General features: G+C 73.3%; 1 protein-coding gene. It reads left to right on the plus strand.

What is annotated here, in order from left to right:
* The first annotated feature begins 2 nt into the window (after positions 1–2).
* Positions 3–26,948, plus strand: coding sequence for a type I polyketide synthase (locus OG352_RS33290; RefSeq protein WP_329222047.1), 26,946 nt, complete (start codon positions 3–5; stop codon positions 26,946–26,948).
* Positions 26,949–26,961 lie beyond the last annotated feature (13 nt).

Genomic DNA, 26,961 nt, shown 5'->3' on the forward strand with positions numbered 1-26,961 from the left:
CAATGGCGAACCAAGACAAGCTCCGCGAATACCTCAAGCGCGCCGTCGCCGACCTGGGCGACGCGCACGAGCGCCTGCGGGAGGTCGAGGAAGCCGAACGCGAACCCATCGCGATCGTCGGCATGGCCTGCCGCTTCCCCGGCGGGGTGAACAGCCCCGAGGAGCTGTGGCGGCTGGTCGCCGAGGGCGGCGACGCCATCGGCGGGTTCCCCGACAACCGGGGCTGGGACCTCGAAGGCCTCTACGACCCCGATTCCGGCCCCGACGCGCCGTCCCGGGGCACCAGCTACTCCCGCGAGGGCGGATTCCTCTACGAGGCGGGCGAGTTCGACCCCGGCTTCTTCGGCATCTCCCCGCGCGAGGCCCTGCTCATGGACCCGCAGCAGCGGCTGCTGCTGGAGACCGCCTGGGAGGCCTACGAACGCGCGGGCATCGACCCGGCGACCGCGCGCGGCTCGCGTACCGGCGTGTTCGTCGGCACCAACGGCCAGGACTACGCCGCCCTGCTCGGCTCCGCCCCCGAGGGCGGCGAGGGCTACCTGGCCACCAGCACCGCCGCCAGCGTCGTGTCCGGCCGCCTCGCCTACACCTTCGGCCTGGAGGGCCCGGCGGTCACGGTCGACACCGCCTGCTCGTCGTCGCTGGTCGCACTGCATCTGGCGGTACGGGCACTGCGCTCGGGCGAATGCACGATGGCGCTGGCGGGCGGCGTCACCATCATGTCCACCCCGGGCGCGTTCGTGGAGTTCAGCCGGCAGCGCGGGCTGGCGCCCGACGGCCGCTGCAAGCCGTTCGCCGCCGCCGCCGACGGCACCGGTTGGGGCGAGGGCGCCGGCCTGCTCCTGGTCGAACGCCTCTCGGCCGCCCGGCGCCTCGGGCATCCCGTGCTCGCGGTGGTCCGCGGTTCGGCCGTCAACCAGGACGGCGCGTCCAACGGCCTGACCGCACCCAACGGCCCCTCCCAGATCCGCGTCATCCGCGACGCGCTCGGCAACGCCCGCCTCACCCCCGACCAGATCGACGTGGTCGAGGCGCACGGGACCGGCACGACCCTCGGCGACCCGATCGAGGCCCAGGCCCTGCTGGCCACGTACGGCCAGGAGCGGGCGGGCGGACAGCCGCTGCTGCTGGGCTCGGTGAAGTCCAACATCGGCCACACCCAGGCGGCTTCGGGCGTGGCGGGCATCATCAAGATGGTGCTCGCCATGCAGCACGGTGAACTCCCGAGCTCGCTGCACATCGACGCGCCGACACCGCACGTCGACTGGTCGGCCGGTGCGGTGGAACTCCTGACGGACAGCGTGCCGTGGCCGGAGACCGGCCGCCCGCGCCGTGCGGCGGTCTCGTCGTTCGGCGTCAGCGGCACCAACGCGCACACCGTGCTGGAACAGGCCCCAGCCGCCGAGGTCGCCGAGGAGCCGGGTTCGTCGCCCTCCGGTGCGCCCGACACCGACACGGACACCCACACCGACACAGACACCCACACCGACACAGACACCCACACGGATACCGACACCGACACGCCCGCGCCGCTGCCGTGGGTGCTCACCGGCCGCACGGAGGCGGCGGTGCGCGCCCAGGCCGCCCGGCTCGTGGCGCACCTGACCGCCCGGCCCGAGCAGTCCGCACGCGACACCGGCTACTCCCTCGCCACCACACGGTCCGCACTGGACCATCGCGTGGTACTCGTCGGCCGGGACCGGCCCGCACTGCTGGACGCCCTCGGCGGACTCGCGGCTGGCGAGGACCCGACGCCGGCGATTCGCGGCACCGTGGGCAGCGACCCCCGCACCGCCTGGCTGTTCTCCGGACAGGGGAGCCAACGGGTGGGTGCGGGACGGGAGTTGTACGACGCGTTCCCCGCGTTTGCAGAGGCGTTGGACGAGGTGTGTGCCCGGTTCGATGCGTTGCTGGAACGGCCGTTGAGGGACGTCCTCTTCGAGGGAACGGGGCTGATCGACCGGACGGAGTTCACGCAGCCCGCGTTGTTCGCGGTGGAGGTGGCGCTGTTCCGGTTGCTGGAGTCGTGGGGGATGGCCCCGGACTTCGTGGCCGGTCACTCGATCGGTGAGGTGGCTGCCGCGTATGTGGCGGGTGTGTGGTCCCTTGAGGACGCGTGCACGCTGGTGGCGGCGCGTGGCCGGCTGATGGGCGCGCTGCCGGTGGGCGGTGCGATGCTGGCCGTCGCGGCGACCGAGGCCGAGGTGCTGGCCGAACTCGACGAGCGCGTCGCCGTCGCGGCGGTCAACGGCCCGTCGTCGGTCGTGGTGTCCGGTGACGCTGTAGCCGTCGGGGAGTTGGAGTCGCGCTGGCGTGAACAGGGCCTGCGTGTCAAGCAACTGACGGTCAGTCACGCTTTCCACTCTCCACTCATGGACCCGATGCTGGCCGAGTTCCGGCGGGTGGCCGAGGGGCTGACGTACCAGGCCCCGCGCATTCCCGTCGTCTCCAACCTGATCGGCCACCTGGCCACCGCCGACGAACTGTGCTCGCCGGAATACTGGGTCCGGCACGTCCGTGAGACCGTGCGCTTCGCCGACGGGGTCGCCGCGCTCCACCGCGAGGGCGTCCGTACGTTCCTCGAACTCGGCCCCGACAGCGTGCTCAGCGGCATGGCGTCGGCCGTCACCACGCCTCTGGACGAGGCGGCCGAGAGCCCCGTCGAGGCGGGCGCGCGTACCGTCGCCGTTCCGGCCGTCCGACGGGGTCGCGCGGAGGCGGCGACGCTGCTGGCGGCGCTCGCCGCGCTGTACGTGCGCGGGGTGCCGGTGGACTGGGCCGCGCTGCTGCCCGGCGGACGGCGGGCCGAACTGCCGACGTACGCCTTCCAGCACGAGCGGTACTGGCTGGAAGGGACGGGAACGGGGACCGGGACCGTCGAGGCCGCTGAGAGGAGCGGCACGGCCGCGGCCGACGCGGGCTTCTGGCGGGTGGTGGAGCGCGGGGACGTCACGGAGTTCAGCCGTGTGCTGGGCGTGGACGCCGGTGAGGTGCTGGAGGGCGCGGGCGCGGTGCTGCCGGCCCTGTCCGCATGGTGGCGGCGCCGCCGCGCCGCCGCAGAGGCCGACAGCCGGCGGTACCGGGTCGTCTGGCGCCCGGCGACCGGCTCGGGCCTGGGTCTTGCCCTGGGCGGCGGCGCCGAGGCCGCGCTGTCCGGCCGCTGGCTCGTCCTCGTACCCGGTACCGGGACGGACGACCCGCTGAACGCCTGGCTCACCGACGCGCTCGGCGCGGCCGGCGCCGACGCCGTGCCGCTGGCCGTGGGCGACGACAGCCGCGCCGAACTGGCCGAACGCATCGTGACCGCCGCCGACGGCGCGCCCCTGGGCGGCGTGCTGCTGCTCCACGGCGTGGAAGGCGTGGAAGGCGCGGTCGGCATGGACGGCGTGGACGGCGACCAGGACCCGGTGCGCCGGGCGGCCTCCGTACTCGCCGCCGTCCAGGCCGTGGACGATGCGGGCGTCAGCGTGGCCGGCGGACTGTGGTGCGTCACGCGTGGCGGTGTGTCGGTGGGCGACTCCGATGGCGGGGTGCGGCCCGAACTGGCCGGCGTCTGGGGCCTCGGACGGGTGGCGGCCCTCGAACTCACCGCTCTCTGGGGCGGGTTGATCGACCTTCCGGAGAACCCGGACGCGCGGGCCGCGGCCCGGCTGCGCGGCGTGCTCGCGCAACGGGCCGAGGACCAGGTGGCCGTACGTCAGTCCGGCGTGTTCGTACGTCGTCTGGCGCCCGCGCCCGGCGGCGACAGCGCGGCCGGGTGGTCGCCGTCCGGGACGGTGCTGGTGACCGGTGGCCTGGGCGGGCTGGGTGTACGGGTCGCCCGGTGGGCGGTGGAGCGCGGCGCCGAACGCGTCGTGCTGGTCGGCCGCCGGGGACTTGACGCCCCCGGAGCCGCCGAGATCGTCGCGGAGCTGGAGCAACTGGGCGCCCAGGTCCGTGCGGAGGCGTGCGATGTCGCCGACCGGGCCGCACTCGCGGCACTGGTGGCGCGGATCGACGCCGACGGCCCGCCGCTGCGCGCCGTGGTCCACGCGGCCGGTACCGCCGACTCCGGCCCCCTGCTCGACACGTCGGCCGAGAGCCTGGCCGAGGTGATGCGCGCCAAGACGACGGGCGCGGCCAACCTCGATGTGGTGCTGGGCGAGCGGGAGTTGGACGCGTTCGTCGTGTTCTCGTCCATCTCGGGCGTGTGGGGCAGCGCCACGCAGGCCGGCTATTCGGCCGCGAACGCCTATCTGGACGGCCTGGCGCAGTCGCGGCGGGCACGCGGCCTGGCGGGCTGCGCGGTGGCCTGGGGCCCGTGGGCGGACTCGGGCATGGCGGCCGAGGGCTCGGCCGGGCGCGAACTGGCGCGGCGCGGGTTGCGGTCCCTTGAGCCGGGGGCGGCGATCGGCGTGCTGGAGGATGTGCTCGTGGGCGCGCTCGCGGGCGGCGAGGCGTGTGTGGTGGTGGCGGACGTGGAGTGGGAGCGGTTCGCCCCGGCGTTCACTTCCGTGCGGCACACCGCGTTCTTCGAGGAGATCCCCGCCGCCCGGCAGGCCCTGGACGGCGTCACCGACGACGGCAACCCCTTCGCCGCCCTCCTGGCCGGGCTGCCCGAGACCGAGCGCCACCGGCACCTGCTGGACACCGTGCGCGGCGCCGTCGCCGCCGTACTCGGCCATGCCTCCGCCACGGAGGTCGAACCCGGCCGGGCCTTCAAGGACATGGGCTTCGACTCGCTGACCGCCGTCGAACTGCGCAACCGGCTCGCCGACGACACCGGTCTACGGCTGCCCGCCACCGCCGTCTTCGATTTCCCGACCCCCTCGGCGCTCGCCCGGCAGCTTCGCACCCTGCTGACAACCGACCTCCCCGGACAGACCGACACCGACGCCGACTCCGCGCGGACCGCTGCTGAGCAGGCGGACGGTGAGCCGATCGCGATCGTCGGTATGGCCTGTCGTTATCCGGGTGGTGTCGGTTCGCCGGAGGAGTTGTGGGAGCTGGTGGCGGGTGGCGGGGACGCGGTCGGGCCGTTCCCCGCCGACCGCGGCTGGGACATGGAAGCGCTGTACGACCCCGAGCCCGGCACCGCCGGCCGCAGCTACACCCGGCTCGGCGCCTTCCTCGACCACGCCGCGACCTTCGACGCCGCGTTCTTCGGCGTCTCGCCGCGTGAGGCCCTGGCCATGGACCCGCAGCAGCGACTGCTGCTGGAAACCACCTGGGAGACCTTCGAACACGCGGGCCTGGACCCGGCGACCCTGCGCGGCTCGCGCACCGGCGTGTTCGTCGGCACCAACGGCCAGGACTACGCCGCCCTCCTCACCCACGCGCAGGACGAACTCGGCGGCCACCTCGGCACCGGCAACGCGGCGAGCGTCGTCTCGGGCCGGCTGGCGTACACGTTCGGGCTCGAGGGCCCGGCCCTGACGGTCGACACCGCGTGCTCGTCGTCGCTGGTGGCCCTCCACCTGGCCGTACGCGCGCTGCGGTCCGGCGAATGCACGCTCGCCCTCGCGGGCGGTGTGACCGTGATGGCCACTCCCGGTGCCTTCATCGAGTTCTCGCGTCAGCGGGGTCTTGCGGTGGATGGTCGGTGCAAGGCGTTCGCGGCGGGGGCGGATGGTACGTCGTGGGGTGAGGGTGTGGGGTTGTTGCTGGTGGAGCGGTTGTCCGATGCGCAGCGCAACGGTCATCGGATTCTGGCGGTGGTGCGTGGGTCGGCGGTGAATCAGGATGGTGCGTCGAATGGGTTGACGGCGCCGAATGGTCCGGCGCAGCAGCGGGTGATCGGGCAGGCGTTGGCGGATGCGGGGCTGTCGGCGTCCGGGGTTGATGTGGTGGAGGCGCACGGTACGGGTACGGCGTTGGGTGATCCGATCGAGGCGCAGGCGCTGTTGGCGACGTATGGGCAGGGTCGTGGGGGTGGGAACCCGCTTCTGTTGGGTTCGGTTAAGTCGAACATCGGTCATACGCAGGCGGCTTCGGGTGTCGCTGGTGTGATGAAGATGGTGTTGGCGTTGGGTCGTGGTGTGGTGCCGGGGACGTTGCATGTGGATGCTCCGACGCCGCATGTGGACTGGTCTGCGGGTGCGGTGGAGTTGGTGACGGAGAACGTGGTGTGGCCGGAGAGGTCTGGTGAGCCGCGCCGTGCCGCTGTGTCGTCGTTCGGTATGAGTGGCACCAACGCGCACGTGATCATCGAACAGGCCCCGGCGACTGACATCGCCGAAAGCGGAGAGTCCACCGACCGTCCGCTGGCATGGCTCCTGTCCGGCCGGACCGAGGCCGGGCTGCACGCCCAGGCGGCACGGCTGTCCGAGTTCGTCCGCGACCGGGGTGACCTGGCCGCCGCCGACATCGCACTGTCCCTGGCGACGAGCAGGTCGGTCCTGACCCACCGCGCCGCGATCACCGCCGAGACGCGTGACGGCTTGCTGGAGGGCCTCGCCGCCCTCGCGGCCGGTGACCACGCGCACCCGGCCGTTGCGCGTGGCGCGGCGCGGGAGGACGCGCCGACGGCGTTTTTGTTCTCGGGTCAGGGCAGTCAACGGGTGGGTGCGGGGCGGGAGTTGTACGCGGCTTATCCGGTGTTCGCGGATGCGTTGGATGAGGTGTGTGCCCGGTTCGACGGGTTGTTGGAACGGCCGTTGAGGGATGTGCTTTTCGAGGGTGAGGGGTTGATCGACCGGACGGAGTTCACGCAGCCGGCGTTGTTCGCGGTGGAGGTGGCGCTGTTCCGGTTGCTGGAGTCGTGGGGGATGGCCCCGGACTTCGTGGCCGGTCACTCGATCGGTGAGGTGGCTGCCGCGTATGTGGCGGGTGTGTGGTCCCTTGAGGACGCGTGCACGCTGGTGGCGGCGCGTGGCCGGCTGATGGGCGCGCTGCCCGAGGGCGGCGCGATGCTGGCCGTCGAGGCGACCGAGGCCGAGGTGGTGGCCGAACTCGACGAGCGGGTTGCCGTCGCGGCGTTGAATGGTCCGTCGTCGGTCGTGGTGTCGGGCGATGCCGTAGCCGTCGGTGAGTTGGAGCCGCGTTGGCGTGAACAGGGCCTGCGTGTCAAGCAGTTGACGGTCAGTCACGCATTCCACTCTCCACTCATGGACCCGATGCTGGCTGAGTTCCGCCGCGTGGCCGAGAGCCTGACGTACGACGCCCCGCGTATCCCGCTCGTCTCGAATCTCACCGGCGAGATGGCCACCGCCGAGGAGCTGTGCTCACCGGAGTACTGGGTCCGGCACGTCCGTGAGGCCGTCCGGTTCGCCGACGGGATCGCGACGCTGCACGGTCACGGCGGCGTCCGTACCTTCGTCGAGCTCGGCCCCGACTCCGTGCTCACTGCCATGGCGCAGAACACCCTGGCCGACCAGGGCGGGGACACCGTCTGTCTGCCCATCCTGCGTCGGGACCGTACCGAGGCCGGGACGCTGATCGGCGCGCTCGCCGCATGGCAGGTACGGGGTGGCGGCGTGGACTGGGCGGCGTACTTCGGTGGGAGCGGCGCGCGGCGGATCGAACTGCCCACGTACGCGTTCCAGGGGCAGGCGTTCTGGCCCCGGCCCGGTGTGGGCGCGGTCGGTGACGCCGCCGCGTACGGAATCGGTGCCGCCCGGCACCCCCTCGTCGGCGGTCGGCTGCTGGTGGCCGACCAGGGGACGGTACTGCTGACGGGGGCGCTGTCGCGGCGTACCCACCCGTGGCTCGCCGACCACCGGGTGATGGGCTCGGTGCTGCTGCCTGGTACCGCGTTCGTGGAACTCGCGCTGCGCGCCGGGGACGAGACCGCCTGTGACCGGGTCGACGACCTGACCCTGTCCGACCCGCTGGTCGTCCCGGACACCGGCACGGTGCAGGTTCAGGTGCGGGTGGACGCGGCCGACGCACACGGTCGCCGTGCGGTGAGCGTCTACTCGCGCGCCGGTGACACTCTCGCCGCAGCCGATGACGACGAGCCCTGGACCCGCCACGCCTTCGGCACGCTGGGCCACAGCGAGACGGCCGGGACCGACGACGCCGACCTGTCCGCCTGGCCCCCCGCCGGCGCGGAGCCGGTCCCCGCCTCTCCCGAGGAGCTGTACGCCGGACTGGAGCAGGCGGGCTACGCGTACGGGCCGGTGTTCCGTGGCCTGACAGCCGCCTGGCGGCGGGGCGACGAGGTCTACGTCGAGGTGGCGCTCCCGGAGCAGGCGGACGCCGACGCCGGGGCCTTCGCCCTGCACCCCGCGCTGCTGGACTCAGTGCTGCACGCGATCGGCCTGGGCGGGCTGCTGCCCGAGACCGACGGCGGGCGCGGGCGGGTGCCCTTCGCCTGGTCGGGCGTCTCGGTGCAGGCGACCGGTGCGACGACGCTGCGCGGGCGGCTGCGAGCGGTCGGCGCCGAGGCGGTGGAGGTGCTGCTGGCCGATGCGGACGGCCAACTGGTCGCCCGTGTCGAGTCGTTGGCGCTGAGGGAGATCTCCGGGGTGCCCGCCCGGCGCACCGAGCCGCTGTACCGCGTGGACTGGGTCGCGTCCCCCGCCGGGCGGACCGCGGCCGGGAACAGCGCGGAGCTTGTCGTACTCGGCGCGGACCCGCTGGACTGCGCCGGTGCGCTGCCGCTGCTCCGCCGGGCCACGGACGTCGCCTCCCTGACCTTCGGCGACGACCTGCCGGGCGTGGCGGTGCTGACCTGGGCCGACGGCCCTGTCGACGGCGCACTGGACGTCGTACGTGAGTGGCTGGCCGACGAGCGGCCGGCGGATGCCCGGCTGGTGGTGGTGACGCGGGGCGCGGTCGCCGTCGGCGTGGTGGACGCGGTGCGCGATCCCGACAGCGCGGGCGCGGGAGTCTGGGGCCTGCTGCGTTCGGCGCAGACCGAGAACCCCGGCCGGTTCGTGCTGGCGGACGTCGACGGTACGGCCGAGTCCTGGGCCGCGCTGGCCGGGGCGCTGGCCGGTACCGAGGAGCAAATCGCCCTGCGTGCTGGCGCGTTGTGGTCGCCCCGGCTGGTACGGGTCGGTGCCGAAGACGCGCTCACGGCTCCCGAATCCGGTGCGTGGCGGCTGGAGAGCGCCGATCGCGGCGCACTGGAGGCACTGGAACTGGTGGCCTGCCCCGAGGCCGAGACGGAGCCGCTGGGCGAGAGCCAGGTGCGCGTCGCGGTCCGGGCGGCGGGAGTGAACTTCCGCGACGTGCTGAGCGCGCTGGGCATGTACCCGGGGCCCGCAAGCCCGCTGGGCATCGAGGCGGCCGGCGTGGTGCTGGAGGTCGGACCGAAGGTGGCCGGCCTCGCGGTGGGCGACCGGGTGTTCGGGCTGGTCTCGGGTGGGTTCGGTCCGGTGGCGGTGACGGACGAGCGGTTGTTGGCGCGGGTGCCGGACGGTTGGTCGTTCGCTGAGGCGGCGTCGGTGCCGGTGGTGTTCCTGACGGCGTGGTATGCGTGGCGGGACCTGGCTGAAGTGCGGGCTGGGGAGCGGGTGTTGGTGCATGCCGGTGCCGGCGGTGTCGGCATGGCGGCGATCCAGCTCGCGCAGCATCTGGGTGCTGAGGTGTTCGCGACGGCGAGCCCTGCCAAGTGGGATGTGCTGCGCGGTCTGGGCCTGGACGACGATCACATCGCGTCTTCCCGGGACACCGGTTTCGCGGAGAAGTTCAGCGGCGTCGACGTCGTACTGAACGCTCTCGCCGGTGAGTTCGTGGATGCTTCACTGTCGGTGCTGGCCGAGGGTGGCCGGTTCCTGGAGATGGGTAAGACCGACGTCCGTGACGCGGCCGAACTGGCTGTGCGGTACCAGGCGTTCGATCTGTTCGAGGCGGGTCCGGACCGGATCGCGGAGTTGCTGGCCGAGCTGCTGGAGCTGTTCGGCACGGGTGTGGTGGAGCTGTTGCCGGTGCGGGCGTGGGATGTGCGCCAGGCCCGTGACGCGTTCCGTTTCATCAGCCAGGCCAAGCATGTCGGCAAGGTCGTGCTGACCGTTCCGGCGGCGCTGGATCCGGACCGTACGGTGCTGGTGACCGGCGGCACGGGCGGTCTGGGCGCACATGTGGCCCGGCACTTGGTGGTCGAGCACGGCGCTCGCGATCTGCTGCTGGTCTCCCGGCGTGGCCCGGACGCTCCCGGCGCGGAGGAACTGCGCACCGATCTCGCTGAGTTGGGTGCCACCGTACGGATCGTGGCCTGTGATGTGGCCGACCGGGACGCCGTGGCGGCCCTGCTCGCGTCGGAACGCCTGACGGCCGTAGTCCACACCGCCGGTGTCCTGGACGACGGACTCGTCACCGCCCTCACCCCCGACCGTATGGCGACCGTGTGGGAGCCGAAGGCGGAAGCGGCCCGGCACCTGCACGAGCTCACAGCCGGCCACGACCTGTCGATGTTCGTCCTGTTCTCCTCCCTCTCGGGTGTGCTGGGCTCGGCCGGTCAGGGCAACTACGCTGCCGCCAACGCCTACTTGGACGCCCTGGCGACCCACCGCCGTGCCAGCGGTCTGCCCGCGACCTCCCTCGCCTGGGGACCGTGGTCCCAAGAAGGCGGTATGACCGGAGCCCTGGACGAAGCCGACGTCCAGCGCATGGCCCGAGCGGGCATGGCGCCCCTCACGGCGGAACAGGGCCTGGCCCTGCTGGACCGGGCGTGGGCCGGAGCGGACGCGGTCGTGGTGCCCGTACGGCTGGAGCCGGCGCGGCTGCGCGGGAACGTGTTGCCGGAGGCCGTGCCGCCGCTTCTGCGGGCGCTGGTCGCGGTGCCGACGGCTCGGCGTAGCGTCGTGCAGGAGCGGGCCCGCCAGGGCGCGGACTCCTCACTGGCCGACCGTCTGCGCGCCCTCGATCCGGCCGAACGCCAGGCGCTGCTCAGCGAACTGACGCTCACTCATGTCGTCGCGGTCCTCGGCCACACGAGCCCCGGAGCCGTCGATCCGCACCAGGCGTTCAAGGACCTGGGCTTCGACTCGCTGACGGCGGTCGAGCTGCGGAACCGTCTGAACGCGGCGACCGGACTGCGGCTGCCCGCCACGCTGATCTTCGACCATCCCACCCCGGCCGCGCTCGCCGGTCACCTGCGCCTGTCGCTGCTGGGAGAGGAAGAGGACTCCGCCCGGCCTGCCGCACCCGTCCGAACGGCCCGACGCACGGCCGCCGACGCCGACGACGACCCGGTGGTCATCGTCGGCATGGCCTGCCGCTACCCCGGAGGGGCCGACTCACCGGACGCCCTGTGGGACCTCGTCGCGCACGGCACCGACGCCGTCTCCGAGATGCCCGCCAACCGGGACTGGGACCTGGCGAACCTCTTCGACCCCGACCCCGACCACCCCGGCACCAGCTACACCCGTGCGGGCGGGTTCCTGCACGACGCCGACCGGTTCGATCCGCGCTTCTTCGGGATCTCGCCGCGTGAGGCGCTGGCGATGGACCCGCAGCAGCGACTGCTCCTGGAGACCTCCTGGGAGACCTTCGAACACGCCGGCATCGACCCGCAGTCGGCGCGCGGCTCCCGTACCGGCGTGTTCGTCGGCGCGGCCTTCCAGGGGTACGGTCCGCCGCCCGGGGAGGCGCCCGACGAGGTCGAGGCGCATCTGCTGACGGGTAACGCGGGCAGCGTCGTCTCCGGTCGGCTCGCCTACACCTTCGGCCTCGAAGGCCCGGCGGTCACGGTCGACACCGCCTGCTCGTCGTCCCTGGTGGCCCTGCATCTGGCAGGCCAGGCGCTGCGGTCCGGCGAGTGCGACATGGCGCTGGTCGGCGGTGCGGCGATCATGTCGTCGCCCAACATGTTCGTCCAGTTCAGCCGCCAGCGGGGCCTGGCCGCCGACGGCCGCTGCAAGTCCTTCGCGGACGCGGCCGACGGCACCGGCTGGTCGGAGGGCGTCGGCATGCTGCTCGTGGAGCGGCTGTCCGACGCACAGCGGCTGGGGCATCCCGTGCTGGCGGTCGTTCGCGGCTCGGCGGTCAACCAGGACGGCGCGTCCAACGGCCTGACCGCACCCAACGGCCCCTCGCAGCAGCGCGTCATCCGCGATGCCCTCGCCGCCGCCGGGCTCGCACCGGCCGACATCGACGCCGTCGAGGCCCACGGCACCGGTACCCGGCTCGGCGACCCCATCGAGGCGCAGGCCCTGCTGGCCACCTACGGCCACGACCGCGCCGAGGACCGGCCGCTGTGGCTGGGGTCCATCAAGTCCAACATCGGCCACGCGCAGGCGGCGGCGGGCGTCGGCGGCGTGATCAAGATGGTCATGGCCCTGCGCGCCGCCGAACTTCCGCGCACCCTGCACGTCGACCGGCCCACCGGCCAGGTCGACTGGACGGCCGGCGCCGTACGGCTGCTGACCGAGCCCGTCGCCTGGCGGCGAGGCGGGCGACCGCGCCGCGCGGGCGTGTCGTCGTTCGGCATCAGCGGCACGAACGCGCACGTCATCATCGAGGAGCCGGCGCCGGCAGCTTCCGAGCGGGCCACCTCCGACGCCGGTCCGGCTGCCGCGCCGGCCGGCTGCGTACCGCTGCTGCTGTCCGCGCGGGACGCGTCCGCTCTGATCGGGCAGGCCGACCGGCTCGGCGCCCACCTGCGCCGCCACCCCGACGCCCGACCGCACGACATCGCACTCTCCCTGGCCACCGGCCGATCGGTGTGGGACCGACGCGCCGTCGTGCTCGGCGCCGACCACGCCCAACTCGCGGCAGGACTGGGTGCCTTCGCGGAGGGCCGCACGGCGGCCTCCGTCGTGACGGGTCAGGCCGTGACCGGATCGCTGGCCTTCCTGTTCTCGGGGCAAGGTAGCCAACGGGTGGGTGCTGGACGGGAGTTGTATGCCGCCTATCCCGTGTTCGCGGATGCGTTGGACGAGGTGTGTGTGCGCTTCGACGGGTTGTTGGAGCAGCCGCTGCGGGATGTGCTTTTCGAGGGTGAGGGTGAGGGCGAGAGGCTGATCGACCGGACGGAGTTCACTCAGCCGGCGTTGTTCGCGGTGGAGGTGGCGCTGTTCCGGTTGCTGGAGTCGTGGGGTGTGACGCCGGACTTCGTGGCCGGTCATTCGATCGGTGAGGTCGCTGCCGCGTACGTCGCCGGGGTGTGGTCGCTGGAGGACGCCTGCGCGCTGGTGGCTGCGCGTGGTCGGCTGATGGGTGCTCTGCCTGAGGGCGGTGCGATGCTGGCGGTGGAGGCGTCCGAGGCGGACGTACTGCCTGAGCTGGACGAGCGCGTTGCCGTCGCTGCGGTGAACGGGCCGTCGTCGGTCGTGGTGTCCGGTGACGCTGTAGCGGTCGGGGAGTTGGAGTCGCGTTGGCGTGAACAGGGCCTGCGTGTCAAGCAGTTGACGGTCAGTCATGCATTCCACTCGCCCCTGATGGATCCGATGCTGGCGGAGTTCCGCCGCGTGGCCGAGGGCCTGGCGTACGAGACTCCCCGTATCCCGCTCGTATCGAACCTCACCGGTGAACTGGCCACGGCCGAGGAGCTGTGCTCGCCCGAGTACTGGGTGCGGCATGTCCGTGAGGCGGTCCGTTTCGCTGAAGGGATCGCGACGCTGCATGCTCAGGGCGGCGTCCGTACCTTCGTCGAGCTCGGCCCCGACGGCGTACTCGCCGCCATGGCCCAGCGGACGCTGACCGAGGACGCCGAGGACACGGCCTGCCTCGCCGTGCTGCGCCGGGGGAGGGCGGAACAGCCGTCACTGGTGGCGGCGCTGGCCGGGGCATGGGTGCGTGGTGCGGCCCGGCCCGACTGGGACCGGTACTTCGCGGGCACCGGTGCGCGCCGGGTCGAGCTGCCGACGTACGCCTTCCAGCGGGAGCGGTACTGGCTGTCGGCCAGGGCGCGGCAGAACGCGCCGGCCGCAGCGCCGCTGTCCACGGCGGACTGGCGATACCGGGTGGAGTGGCGTCCGATGCCGGGCCTGGTGTCCGGCACTGCGGTGAACGGCCGCTGGCTGGTGGTCGGTTGGCAGGACGAGGCGAACGCGGCGGACGCGGCCGACGCCGGGCTGTGTGGTCGGCTCGGTGCCGTCCTGCGGGATGCCGGCGCGGAGGTGGAGACGCTGCTGCTGACCGGTGCCGACGACCGCGCGGAGCTGGCCGCCCGCCTCGCGGACCGGGCCGACGCGACGGGCGTACTGGTGGTGCCGACGCAGGCCCCGGACCAGGCCGAGACCGTCGCCGCCGAGCGCACCCTGCTGATCCTCCAGGCGATCGCGGACGCAGGCGTCGGTGGCGGCGTCTGGTGTGTGACCCGTGGCGGGGTGTCCGTGGGGAGCTCCGATGGCGGGGTCGTTCCGGAGCTGGCCGCCGTATGGGGTCTCGGCCGGGTGGCCGGACTCGAACTCCCGCGCCTCTGGGGCGGGTTGATCGACCTGCCGGAAACGGTCGACGCGCGGATCGCGGAGCGGTTGCTCGGCGTGCTGGGACAGCGCGCCGAGGACGCCGAGGACCAGGTGGCCGTACGGCAGTCCGGCGTGTTCGTACGTCGTCTGGCGCCCGCGCCCGGCGGCGACAGCGCGGCCGGGTGGTCGCCGTCCGGGACGGTGCTGGTGACCGGTGGCCTGGGCGGGCTGGGTGTACGGGTCGCCCGGTGGGCGGTGGAGCGCGGCGCCGAACGCGTCGTGCTGCTCAGCCGCCGGGGTATGGCCTCCGAGGGGGCCGCCGAGGTGCTGGCCGAGCTCGGCTCGGCGGGGGCGCAGGTCTGCGTCGAGGCATGTGACGTCACCGACCGCGACGCACTCGCCCACGTGATCGACTCCCTCTCCGACGACATCCCGCTCACGGCCGTGGTGCACGCCGCGGGTGTGGACGACGCCGGTGCGCTGCTCGACACGTCGGCCGAGAGCCTGGCCGAGGTGATGCGCGCCAAGGTGGTCGGTGCGGCGAATCTCGATGTGGTGCTGGGCGAGCGGGAGTTGGACGCGTTCGTCGTGTTCTCGTCCATCTCGGGTGTGTGGGGCAGCGCGGCCCAGGCGGGGTATTCGGCTGCGAACGCCTACCTGGACGGTTTGGTGCTGGCGCGGCGGGCACGCGGTCTGGCGGGCTGCGCGGTGGCCTGGGGTCCGTGGGCGGGCTCGGGCATGGCGGCGCGCGGTTCCGCGGGGCGGGAACTGGCGCGGCGCGGGGTGCGGTCGATGGAGCCGGGCGCCGCGCTGGGTGTGCTGGCCGGAGTGGCCGCGGGTCGTGCGGCCGAGGCGTGCCTGGTGGTCGCGGACGTGGCGTGGGAGCGGTTCGCCCCGGCGTTCGCCTCCGTGCGTCACACGGCGTTCTTCGACGAGATCCCCGCCGCCCGGCAGGCCCTGGACGGCGCGGCCGGCGACGGGACCACCGGTGTGCCGCCGCTGGTCCAACGGCTTGCCGGACTGTCCGCCGACGACCGTTCGGCGATGCTGCTGGACACGGTGTGCGCGGAGGCGGCAGGCGTCCTCGGCTACGGCTCGGGCACCGAGGTGGAGACCGACCGGGCGTTTCGGGAGCTGGGCTTCGACTCGCTGATGGCGGTCGAGTTGCGTAACCGGCTCGGGTCGGTGACCGGGCTGCGGCTGCCGAGCGGTCTGGTGTTCGACTACCCGACGCCGGCGCTGCTGGCGGGATGGTTGCGGGAGCTGCTGGCGGGCGAGGAGTCGTCGTCGCGGGTCGCCGCCGCGCCGGCCGCGCCGCCCACCGCGGTGTCGGTGGCTGGGCTGGTGGACGAGCCGGTGGCGATCGTGGGCATGGGCTGCCGGTTCCCGGGCGGTGTGGGCTCGCCGGAGGAGCTGTGGGCGCTGCTGGCGGACGGCGTGGACGCGGTCGACGGGTTCCCCGGTGACCGTGGCTGGGACCTGGACGCGCTGTACGACCCGGATCCGGAGCACCAGGGCACGTCGTATGTACGGGTCGGCGGCTTCCTGGCGGGGGCCGACCGGTTCGACGCGGGGCTGTTCGGGATCTCGCCCCGAGAGGCCTTGGCCATGGACCCGCAGCAGAGGTTGCTGCTGGAGACCGTGTGGGAGACCTTCGAAGGGGCCGGCGTCGCGCCGGACGCGGTACGCGGTACGCGCACCGGGGTGTTCGTCGGTACCAACGGCCAGGACTACGCGGCCCTCCTCGCCCACGCGCAGGACGAACTCGGCGGCCACCTCGGCACCGGCAACGCGGCGAGCGTGGTCTCGGGCCGGTTGGCGTACGCGTTCGGGCTGGAGGGCCCGGCGGTGACCGTCGACACGGCGTGCTCGTCGTCGCTGGTGGCCCTGCACCTGGCGGTGCAGGCGCTGCGGTCGGGCGAGTGCGACATGGCACTGGCCGGCGGGGTGACGGTGATGTCGACGCCTGCCACGTTCGTGGAGTTCTCGCGCCAGCGGGGTCTTGCGGTGGACGGCCGGTGCAAGGCGTTCGCGGCGGGCGCGGACGGTACGGGCTGGGGCGAGGGCGTCGGCATGCTGCTCGTGGAGAAGCTGTCCGACGCCCGGCGCAACGGTCACGAGGTGCTGGCCGTGGTCCGTGGTTCGGCGGTCAACCAGGACGGCGCGTCCAACGGCCTGACCGCCCCGAACGGCCCGTCCCAGCAACGCGTCATCCGTCAGGCCCTGGCCAGTGCCGGACTCGCCCCCGCCGAGGTGGACGCGGTGGAGGCGCACGGCACGGGTACGGCCCTGGGCGACCCCATCGAGGCCGGTGCGCTGCTCGCCACGTACGGTCGCGAGCGCGAGGGCGGGCAGCCGCTCCTGCTCGGCTCGGTGAAGTCCAACATCGGTCACACCCAGGCCGCCGCAGGTGTGGCGGGCGTGATCAAGATGGTGCTGGCGATGCGGCACGGCGTCCTGCCGCAGACGCTCCATGTCGATGCGCCGTCGCCGAGCGTGGACTGGTCCTCGGGCGCCGTGGAGTTGCTGACGGAGCAGGTCGCCTGGCCGGAGACCGGGCGTCCGCGCCGGGCCGCCGTCTCGGCGTTCGGCATCAGCGGCACCAACGCGCACACCATCCTCGAAGCACCCCCCACGGCCCCGGCGGAACCCGCGCACGACGGGCCGGCCGAGGGACGGCACGAGGGACGGCACGAGGGACGGGACCAGGGACGGGACCAGGGGCTGGACGAGAGGCCGGACGACGGAGTCGACCGTCCGATCGCCTGGCCGCTGTCCGCGCACAGCCCGGCCGCACTCGCCGCGCAGGCAGGCCGACTGGCCGAGGACCTCGCCGCAAGGCCGGCGATACCCCCGGTCGAGATCGCCCGCGCCCTGATCAGTACCCGAGCCGCACTGAACCACCGAGCCGTGGTGCTCGGCACCGCCCCGGACGAACTCCTCGCCGGACTCACACAGTTGGCCTCCACAGCCGACGCCCTCCCGACCCCAACCATCGTGACCGGCAGCGTGAGCCGGGGCCGCACGGCCTTCCTGTTCTCGGGTCAGGGGAGCCAACGGGTGGGTGCTGGGCGGGAGTTGTATGCCGCTTATCCGGTGTTCGCGGATGCGTTGGACGAGGTGTGTGCGCGGTTCGAGGGCTTGCGGGGGGTGTTGTTCGAGGGCGGAGAGCTGATCGACCGGACGGAGTTCACGCAGCCGGCGTTGTTCGCGGTGGAGGTGGCGTTGTTCCGGTTGCTGGAGTCGTGGGGTGTGACGCCGGACTTCGTGGCGGGGCATTCGATCGGTGAGGTCGCTGCCGCGTATGTGGCGGGTGTGTGGTCCCTGGACGACGCGTGCACGCTTGTGGCTGCGCGTGGTCGGCTGATGGGCGCTCTGCCTGAGGGCGGTGCGATGCTGGCGGTGGAGGCGTCCGAGGCGGACGTACTGCCTGAGCTGGACGAGCGGGTCGCGGTCGCGGCGGTGAACGGTCCGTCGTCGGTCGTGGTGTCGGGCGATGCCGTGGCGGTGGGTGAGTTGGAGTCGCGTTGGCGTGAACAAGGCCGCAGGGTCAAGTGGTTGACGGTCAGTCATGCGTTCCACTCCCCGTTGATGGATCCGATGCTGGCGGAGTTCCGCCGCGTGGCCGAGAGCCTGACCTACGAGACCCCCCGTATCCCGGTCGTGTCGAACCTGACCGGCGAGCTGGCCACGGCCGAGGACCTGTGCTCGCCCGAGTACTGGGTCCGGCACGTCCGTGAGGCCGTCCGCTTCGCCGACGGCATTCGTACCCTGGACGCGCAAGGCGTCCGGAATTTCGTCGAGTTGGGTCCCGACGGTGTCCTGACCGCCATGGCGCAGGGCGTGCTGGGCGCCGAGGCGTCGCCGTCCTCCGCCGAGATGGTCGCGGTGCTGCGCCGGGGGCGTGCCGAACCGGAGTCGTTGCTCCATGCCGCCGCCCTCCTCCACGTGCGCGGCGTACGGGTGGACTGGTCCGCGCTGCTCCCCGGCTCCGCCGGGCGGAGCCGTCCCGTCCGACTGCCGACGTACGCCTTCCAGAGCGAGCGCTACTGGCCGCGTCACGTCACCGGGCGAGGCGCTGCCGATGCCGCCGGGCTCGGCCTGCGCGTGGCGGATCATCCGCTGCTGGGCGCGGTGATGCACCGCGCCGACGGCGAAGGCGCGGTGCTCACCGGAGCGTTGTCGTTGCGCCGCCACCCGTGGCTGGCCGATCACCGGGTGCTGGACACCGTCGTAGTCCCCGGCACCGCGCTGCTGGAGCTCGCCGTCGCGGCGGGCGACCAGTTCGGCTGCGACCTGGTCGAGGAGCTGACGCTCAGCTCCCCGCTGACCCTGCCCGAGCGCGGCGAGGTCGATGTCCAGCTCACCGTAGGGCGGGCCGACGACCGTGGGCGGCGGGAGATCGCCCTGTACTCGCGTCCCAGCGGCGACGCGGAGGACAACGGCTGGGCCAAGCACGGGGACGGCGTACTCGCCGTCCGGACCGGCGCTCCCGTCGACCACGGCCTCGCGGTCTGGCCGCCCGCCGGCGCCGAGCCGGTAGCCCTCGACGGCCTCTACGACGCCCTTGCCGCGATGGGCCTGCGCTACGGCGCCGCCTTCCGGGGGCTGACGGCGGCGTGGACACAGGGCGACGAGGTGTTCGTAGAGGTCACACTTCCGGACGAGGCAGCGGACCGTGCGGGCTTCGGCGTCCACCCGGCGCTGCTGGACGCAGCACTGCATGGCGTGGGCCTGGGCGGACTGCTGCCCGCGACCGGCAGCGGCCGTGGCCGCCTGCCGTTCGCCTGGTCGGATGTCGCGGTGCTCGCCACCGAGGCGTCCGCGCTGCGGGTCCGCCTCGCCCGTAACGGGCAGGACGCGGTGTCGCTGCTCGCGGTGGACCCGACGGGAGCCCCGGTCGTCACGGTCGGCTCGCTGGCGCTGCGCGAGGTGTCCGCCGAGCCGCTGGGCCACCGGACACCGCTCTACCGGCTGGACTGGGTTGCCGAGACCGCCGACGTGGCAGCGGTCGCGCCCACCGACCGGGCTGTCGACCGGGCCGTCGACTGGTCCGTCATCGGTGATGATCTCGACGCCGCCGAGGCGCTGTCCGGCCTCCGCTGCGCGAACCTCGCCGAGGTGCCCGACGGTGACAGTGCCGTGCTGCTGCCGTGCGCCGGGCGGGGTGCGGTCGGCAGGGCGCTGGGCGCGGTCCAGGAGTGGCTGGCGGAGGAGCGGTTCGCCGACCGGCGACTGCTCGTGGTGACCCGGGGCGCGATCGACGGCGACGATGTCGACGCGGCTGCGGTGTGGGGCCTGGTGCGGTCGGCGCAGGCGGAGAACCCGGGTCGCTTCTTGCTGGCGGACGTGGACGGTACGGCGGAGTCCTGGGCCGCGTTGGCCGATGCGCTCGGTGACCGCCCGGAGGAGCAAGTCGCCCTGCGTCAGGGCACGGTGAGGGTTGCGAGGCTGGTGCGGCCTGGGGCTGACGAGGTTCTTGCGGTGCCGTCGGGTGCGGAGGCGTGGCGGTTGGACACTGCGGCACGGGGGTCGTTGGACGCGCTGGAGTTGGTCCCGTTCGAGGAGGTCACCGCTCCCTTGGCGGCGGGTGAGGTGCGGGTCGCGGTGCGTGCCGCGGGCGTGAACTTCCGTGATGTGCTCAACGCGTTGGGGATGTATCCCGGGGAGGTGCCGCTGGGCATCGAGGCGGCGGGTGTGGTGCTGGAGACCGGGCCGGGGGTCGGTGGTCTGTCTGTGGGCGACCGGGTGTTCGGGTTGGTGCCGGGTGCGTTCGGTCCCCTGGTGGTGACGGACGAGCGGTTGGCGGGGCGCGTGCCGGACGGTTGGTCGTTCGCTGAGGCGGCGTCGGTGCCGATCGTGTTCCTGACGGCGTGGTACGCGTGGCGGGATCTGGCCCAAGTGCAGCCTGGGGAGCGGGTGTTGGTGCATGCCGGTGCCGGCGGTGTCGGTATGGCTGCGATTCAGCTTGCGCGGCATCTGGGTGCTGAGGTGTTCGCGACGGCGAGTCCGGGCAAGTGGGATGTCCTGCGCGGTCTGGGCCTGGACGACGATCACATCGCGTCTTCCCGGGACACCGGTTTCGCGGAGAAGTTCAGCGGCATCGACGTCGTACTGAATGCTCTCGCGGGTGAGTTCGTCGACGCTTCGTTGTCGGTGCTGGCGGAAGGGGGCCGGTTCCTGGAGATGGGCAAGACCGACGTCCGTGACGCGGCCGAACTGGCTGTGCGGTACCGGGCGTTCGATCTGTTCGAGGCGGGTCCGGACCGGATCGCGGAGCTGCTGGCCGAGCTGCTGGAGCTGTTCGGCACGGGTGTGGTGGAGCTGCTGCCGGTGCGGGCGTGGGACGTACGGCAAGCGCCTGATGCCTTCCGTTTCATCAGCCAGGCCAAGCATGTCGGCAAGGTCGTGCTGACCGTTCCGGCGGCGCTGGACCCGGACCGTACGGTCCTGGTGACCGGCGGCACGGGCGGTCTGGGTGCGGTGGTGGCCCGGCATCTCGTGGCCGAACACGGTGCCCAGGACCTGTTGTTGGTCTCCCGGCGTGGTCTGGATGCTCCCGGTGCGGAGGAACTGCGCACCGATCTCACCGAGTTGGGTGCCACCGTACGGATCGTGGCCTGTGATGTGGCCGACCGGGACGCCGTGGCGGCCCTGTTGGAGTCGGAACGCCTGACGGCCGTCATCCACACCGCCGGTGTCCTGGACGACGGCCTGGTCACCACGCTCAACTCCGACCGTATGGCGACCGTGTGGGGGCCGAAGGCCGACGCCGCACGCCATCTGCACGAACTCACAGCCGGCCACGACCTCGCCGCCTTCGTCCTGTTCTCCTCCGCCTCCGCGACGTTCGGTGGCGCGGGGCAGGGCAACTACGCTGCTGCCAACGCCTACTTGGACGCAATGGCTGCGAACCGCCGCGCAGCCGGTCTGCCCGCAACCTCTGTGGCCTGGGGCCCTTGGTCGCAGGCTGCGGGTATGACCGCCGCGCTGGCCGAGGCGGATCTGCAGCGCATGGCGGAAGGCGGTGTGCTGCCTCTGGAGCCCGTCGACGGCATGGCGCTCTTCGACGCCGCCTGGACCGGCGCTGAGGCGAGGCCGGTCGCGGCCAGGCTGGATCTTGATGTGCTGCGCCGGAGTCCCGTCGTGCCGCCGCTGCTCAGCGGCCTGGTGCGGCGGAGCGCCGGGCAGCGCCGAGCCGTGGCCCGGAACGCCGTCGCCGCCGCCCCCGGTGGGCTGGCCGAGCGGTTGGCCGGACGTAGTGTGCGCGAACGCGAGCAGTTGCTGTTCGACCTGGTGCGCGGCCAGGTGGCGGCGGTGCTCGGGCACCGGGCTCCGGAGGCCATCGACATCGAGCAGCCGTTCAAGGATCTGGGCTTCGACTCACTGACCTCGGTGGAGCTGCGCAACCGGCTCACCGCCGCCACCGGGCTGAAACTGCCCGCGACGCTGGTCTTCGACCACCCGAGCATCCGCGCGCTGGCCGTCTTCCTGGACGCTCAACTCCCGGGCGGCGAACTCCCCGGCGGCGAAGGGGAGTCGTCCTTCGCCCACGCCGCCGCGCCGCAGGCTGCTGCCGCTGCCGCGTCCGACGATCCCATCGCCATCATCGGCATGGCCTGCCGCTTCCCCGGCGGGGTCCGCTCGCCGGAGGACCTGTGGCGGCTGGTGGACGACGGCGCCGACGCGGTCGGCGGCTTCCCCGCCGACCGAGGCTGGGACCTGGCCGCCCTCTACGACCCGGAACTCGCACAGGCCGGGACCTCCTACGCCGACCAGGGCGGCTTCCTCTACGACGCCGCCGCGTTCGACCCGGTGTTCTTCGGGATCTCGCCGCGTGAGGCGCTGGCGATGGACCCGCAGCAGCGGCTGCTGCTGGAGACCGCGTGGGAGACGTTCGAACGCGCCGGGATCGATCCGCGCGCGGTACGCGGCAGCCAGGCCGGTGTGTTCGTCGGCGCCGCGCCCTCCGGGTACGGCAGCGGGCAGGCCGTCCGAAGTGGTGGCAGTCAGGGCGCCGGCCTCCCGGGCGAAGCCGGGCTGGAGGGCGTGGAGGGGCATCTGCTGACCGGCAACACCGGCAGTGTCGTGTCCGGCCGGCTCTCGTACACCTTCGGTTTCGAGGGCCCGGCGGTGACTGTGGACACCGCCTGTTCCTCCTCGCTGGTGGCCCTGCACCTGGCCTGCCAGTCGCTGCGGCAGGGTGAGTGCACGATGGCGCTGGTCGGCGGCGCGGCGGTGATGGCCACCCCCGGCATGTTCACCGAGTTCAGCAGGCAGCGCGGCCTCGCCCCGGACGGCCGGTGCAAGTCGTTCTCCGACGCGGCCGACGGCACCGGCTGGGCGGAGGGCGTCGGCATGGTCCTCGTGGAGCCGCTGTCCGAAGCCCGACGCCTGGGACACGAGGTGCTGGCGGTGGTGCGCGGTTCCGCTGTCAACCAGGACGGTGCGTCCAACGGTCTGACGGCTCCGAACGGTCCCGCCCAGCAGCGGGTCATCCGTCAGGCGCTGGCCAACGCCCGTCTCACCCCCGCCGAGGTCGACGCCGTCGAGGCGCACGGCACCGGCACCCCGCTGGGCGACCCGATCGAGGCGCAGGCCCTGCTGGCGACGTACGGACACGACCGCGACGAGGACCGGCCGCTGTGGCTGGGCTCGCTCAAGTCCAACATCGGGCACGCCCAGGCTGCTGCGGGCATCGGCGGCCTGATGAAGATGGTCATGGCCATGCGGCACGGTGTCCTGCCGCGCACCCTGCACGTCGGCCTGCCCTCCGCGCAGGTGGACTGGACCGCCGGCGCGGTGCGGCTGCTCACCGAAGCCCGGCCGTGGGAGCCCGAAGGCCACCCCCGGCGGGCCGGAATCTCGTCGTTCGGGATCAGCGGCACAAACGTCCACACGATCATCGAGGAACCGCAGCAGGCCCCCCGGCCCGCGGCTGCCCCCAAGGCCCTCAAGGCAATCGAGGTTCCCAAGGCCATTGATGCCTCCGACGCTCCCGAGCCGGGCCGGCAGCCGTCGCCCGTCCTGTGGCCGCTGTCGGCCCGGACCGCCGACGCGCTGCGCGCCCGCGCCCGTGATCTGCACACCCACCTGCTGGCCCGTCCCGACGCCCGACCGCGCGACGTGGGGCACGCCCTGGCCACCTCCCGTACCGCCTTCGAATACCGGGCGGTCCTGACCGGTGCCGACCGTGACGAACTGCTGGAGTCGCTGGCCGCGCTGGCCGACGGCCGCAGCCTGCCCACGGTCGTTCAGGCGCAGGTCGACGGGGGAGCGGGTGCCGTGGCGGTCCTGTTCTCCGGGCAGGGCAGCCAGCGCGTGGGCGCGGGACAGGAGCTCTACGGCGCCTACCCCGCGTTCGCCGAGGCACTCGACGAGGTCGCCGCGTGCTTCGACGGGTTGCTGGAGCGACCCCTGCGTGAGGTGCTGTTCGCCGAACCGGGTTCGCCGGAAGCGCAGTTGATCGACCGGACTGACTTCACCCAGCCGGTGCTGTTCGCGATCGAGGTGGCGCTGTTCCGGCTGCTGACGTCGTGGGGTGTGCGGCCGGACTATCTGGCCGGTCACTCGATCGGTGAGATCGCCGCCGCGTACGTGGCCGGGGTGTGGTCCCTGGAGGACGCGTGCACGCTGGTGGCTGCGCGCGGCAGGCTGATGGGCGCACTGCCGACGGGCGGTGCGATGCTGGCCGTCGAGGCGACCGAGGACGAGGTCCGCAAGACGCTGGAGGAGCACGGCGGCCGCCTCGACATCGCGGCCGTCAACGGCCCGACCGCCGTCGTGGTCTCAGGCCTCCTGCACGTGGTGGAGAAGGCGGCGTCGCACTGGCGCGAACAGGGCCGCAAGGTACGGCAGTTGACGGTCAGTCATGCCTTCCACTCGGCGCTCATGGAACCCATGCTGGACGAACTGCGCGTGGTGGCAGCACGGTTGAAGTACGCGGAGCCCCGTATCCCGGTGGTCTCCAACCTCACCGGCGAGTTGGCCACGGCCGAGGAGCTGTGCTCGCCGCATTACTGGGTCCGGCACGCCCGTGAGGCGGTGCGGTTCGCCGACGGCGTGCGGCTGCTGCACGAGCGCGGTGTCCGCACCTTCCTGGAGGTCGGGCCCGACGCGGTGCTGACCGCCATGACCCGTGAGACGCTGCCCGCCCGGAGCACCTGCCTGCCGGTGCTGCGCCGGGAGCGGGACGAGACGCGCACGCCGGCGCTGGCGCTGGCCGGACTGGCCGCGCAGGGCAGCGGGCCCGACTGGGCCGCGTACTGCGCGGGCACCGGCGCCGACCGCGTCCACCTGCCCACCTACCCCTTCCAGCGCGAGAGTTACTGGCTGCGCGGCGCGCCGCCCGCACCGGTCGCGGCGGCAGCCGCCCCGTCCGACACGGACCACCGGTTCTGGGAGGCCGTGGAGCGGCAGGATCTGGGCGTGCTCGGCGCGGCCCTGGACGGCTCCCGGCCGCTCAGCGAGGCGCTGCCCGCGCTGTCCTCCTGGCACCGCCGGCAGCGCGAACAGGCCCGGCTGGACCAGTGGCGCTACCGGGCGCGCTGGCAGCCCGCCCAGTGGACGCCGACCCCGGCCGGCGCAGGCCGCTGGCTGGTGCTCCTCCCGGCGGGCCACGCCGACCAGCCTCTGGCCGTGGACGCCGTCACCGCGCTCACCGAGCACGGCGCGGACGTCGTACGGCTGGAGACCGGCGCCGACGACGGCGCGGCCCTGGCGCAGCGCATCCGTACCGCCGTCGAGGACGCCCCGCCCACCGGGGTGCTCTCGCTGCTCGCCCTCGACCGGCGTCCGCACCCGGAGCACCCCGCGCTGACCACCGGCCTCGCGCTGACCGTGGCCCTGCCGCAGGCGCTCGCCGACGCCGATGTCGCCGCGCCGCTGTGGTGCGTCACCCAGGAGGCCGCGGACCCCGCGAGCCAGTCCATGAACCAGGCCGTGAAGCAGTCCACGAGCCAGTCCGTGAGCCAGCCCGTGAGCCAGCCCGTGAGCCAGCCCGTGAACCAGGCCGGGAAGCAGGCTGCGAGTCAGGCCGTGAACCCGTCCACGAGCTCGCCCGCCGCTCCGGATCCGGTGCAGGCTCAACTGGCCGCCCTCTACCGGGTGATCGCGCTGGAGTACGCCGACCGCTGGGGCGGCGCGATCGATCTGCCCGCCGCCCTGGACCGGCGTTCCAAGGCACTGCTGCACGCGGTGCTGACCGCCACCCCGGAGTCCAGGCCCGCGGGCGAGGACCAGTTGGCCGTACGCGCCGCCGGACTGTTCGTACGCCGCCTGGTCCGCGCCCCGCATCCGGCGACCGCCGACCCGGCGGGACCGGTGACGGCCTGGCGCCCCACCGGCACCGCCATCGTCACCGGCGGCACCGGCGCGCTGGGCGGCCAGGTCGCCCGCTGGCTCGTCGACCGGGGCGTCGAGCATCTGGTGCTGGTCAGCCGGAGCGGCCCGGCCGCGCCCGGCGCCGGGGAACTGGTCGCCGAACTGACCGCGGCCGGTGCCCGTGCGGAGGCGGTGGCCTGCGACATCGCCGACCGCCCCGCGCTCGCCGCCCTGCTGGACCGACTCGACGACGCCGGCACCCCGGTCCGTACGGTGGTGCACGCGGCCGGGGTCAGTGCCTCGGCCCCGCTGGCCGACACCGGGCCGGCCGACTTCGCCGAGGTGCTGGACGCCAAGACCACAGGCGCCGCCCACCTCGACGCGCTGCTGGACGGGCGGGAGTTGGACGCCTTCGTGCTGTTCTCGTCCATCTCCGGCATCTGGGGCAGCGGCGGGCAGTCCGCGTACTCCTGCGCCAACGGCTACCTCGACGCGCTCGCCGCCGCCCGGCGGGCCCGGGGCCTGCGGGCCACCGCCGTGGCCTGGGGCCCCTGGGCGGGCAGCGGCATGGCCGCCGACCAGGAGCGCACGGAACACCTGCGGCGGCGCGGCCTCACAGCCATGGCCCCCGATGCCGCGCTGGCCGCGCTCGGCCAGGCCCTGGACCGCGACGAGACCAATGTGACCGTCGCCGACATCGACTGGGCGGCCTTCACACCGCTGTTCACCTCCGCCCGGCCGTCGGCGTTCCTGGACGGGGTACCCGAGGCCGCCGCGGCGGCCCGGCCCGCGCCGGCCGCCGCCCCGGCGCACGACACCGGCGGCGCCGACGCGCTGCGCGGCCGCCTGGCCGCCCTGCCGGCGGCCGAACGCGACGACACGCTACTGACGTTGGTGTGCGAACACGCGGCGGCGGCACTCGGTTTCACCTCCGCGAAGACCATCGAACCCGGCCGCTCCTTCAACGCGATGGGCTTCGACTCGCTGACCGCCGTCGACTTCAGGACCCGCCTGGCCACGGCCACCGGCCTGGCCCTGACCGCCACCGCGGTCTTCGACCACCCCACCCCCACCGCCCTGGTACGCCACCTGGGAGCCGAACTCCTCCCCGACGGCGGGGCCCCGGCCGACGCGCTGCTGGCCGAACTGGACCGGCTGGAAGCCTCGGTGGCGGTCGGCGAGGCCGACAACCTGCTGCGCACCAAGGTCACGGTGCGGCTGCAGAGCCTGCTGGCCAAGTGGACCGGTACCGAGGAGAGCCCTGGGGCATCGGTGGTCGACACCCTGGAGTCGGCCAGCGACGACGAACTGCTGGACTTCATCAACCGCAACCTCGGCCGCCCCTGACGGGGCGCCGGGG

This window comes from Streptomyces sp. NBC_01485, assembly GCF_036227125.1.
Classification (GTDB): Bacteria; Actinomycetota; Actinomycetes; order Streptomycetales; family Streptomycetaceae; genus Streptomyces.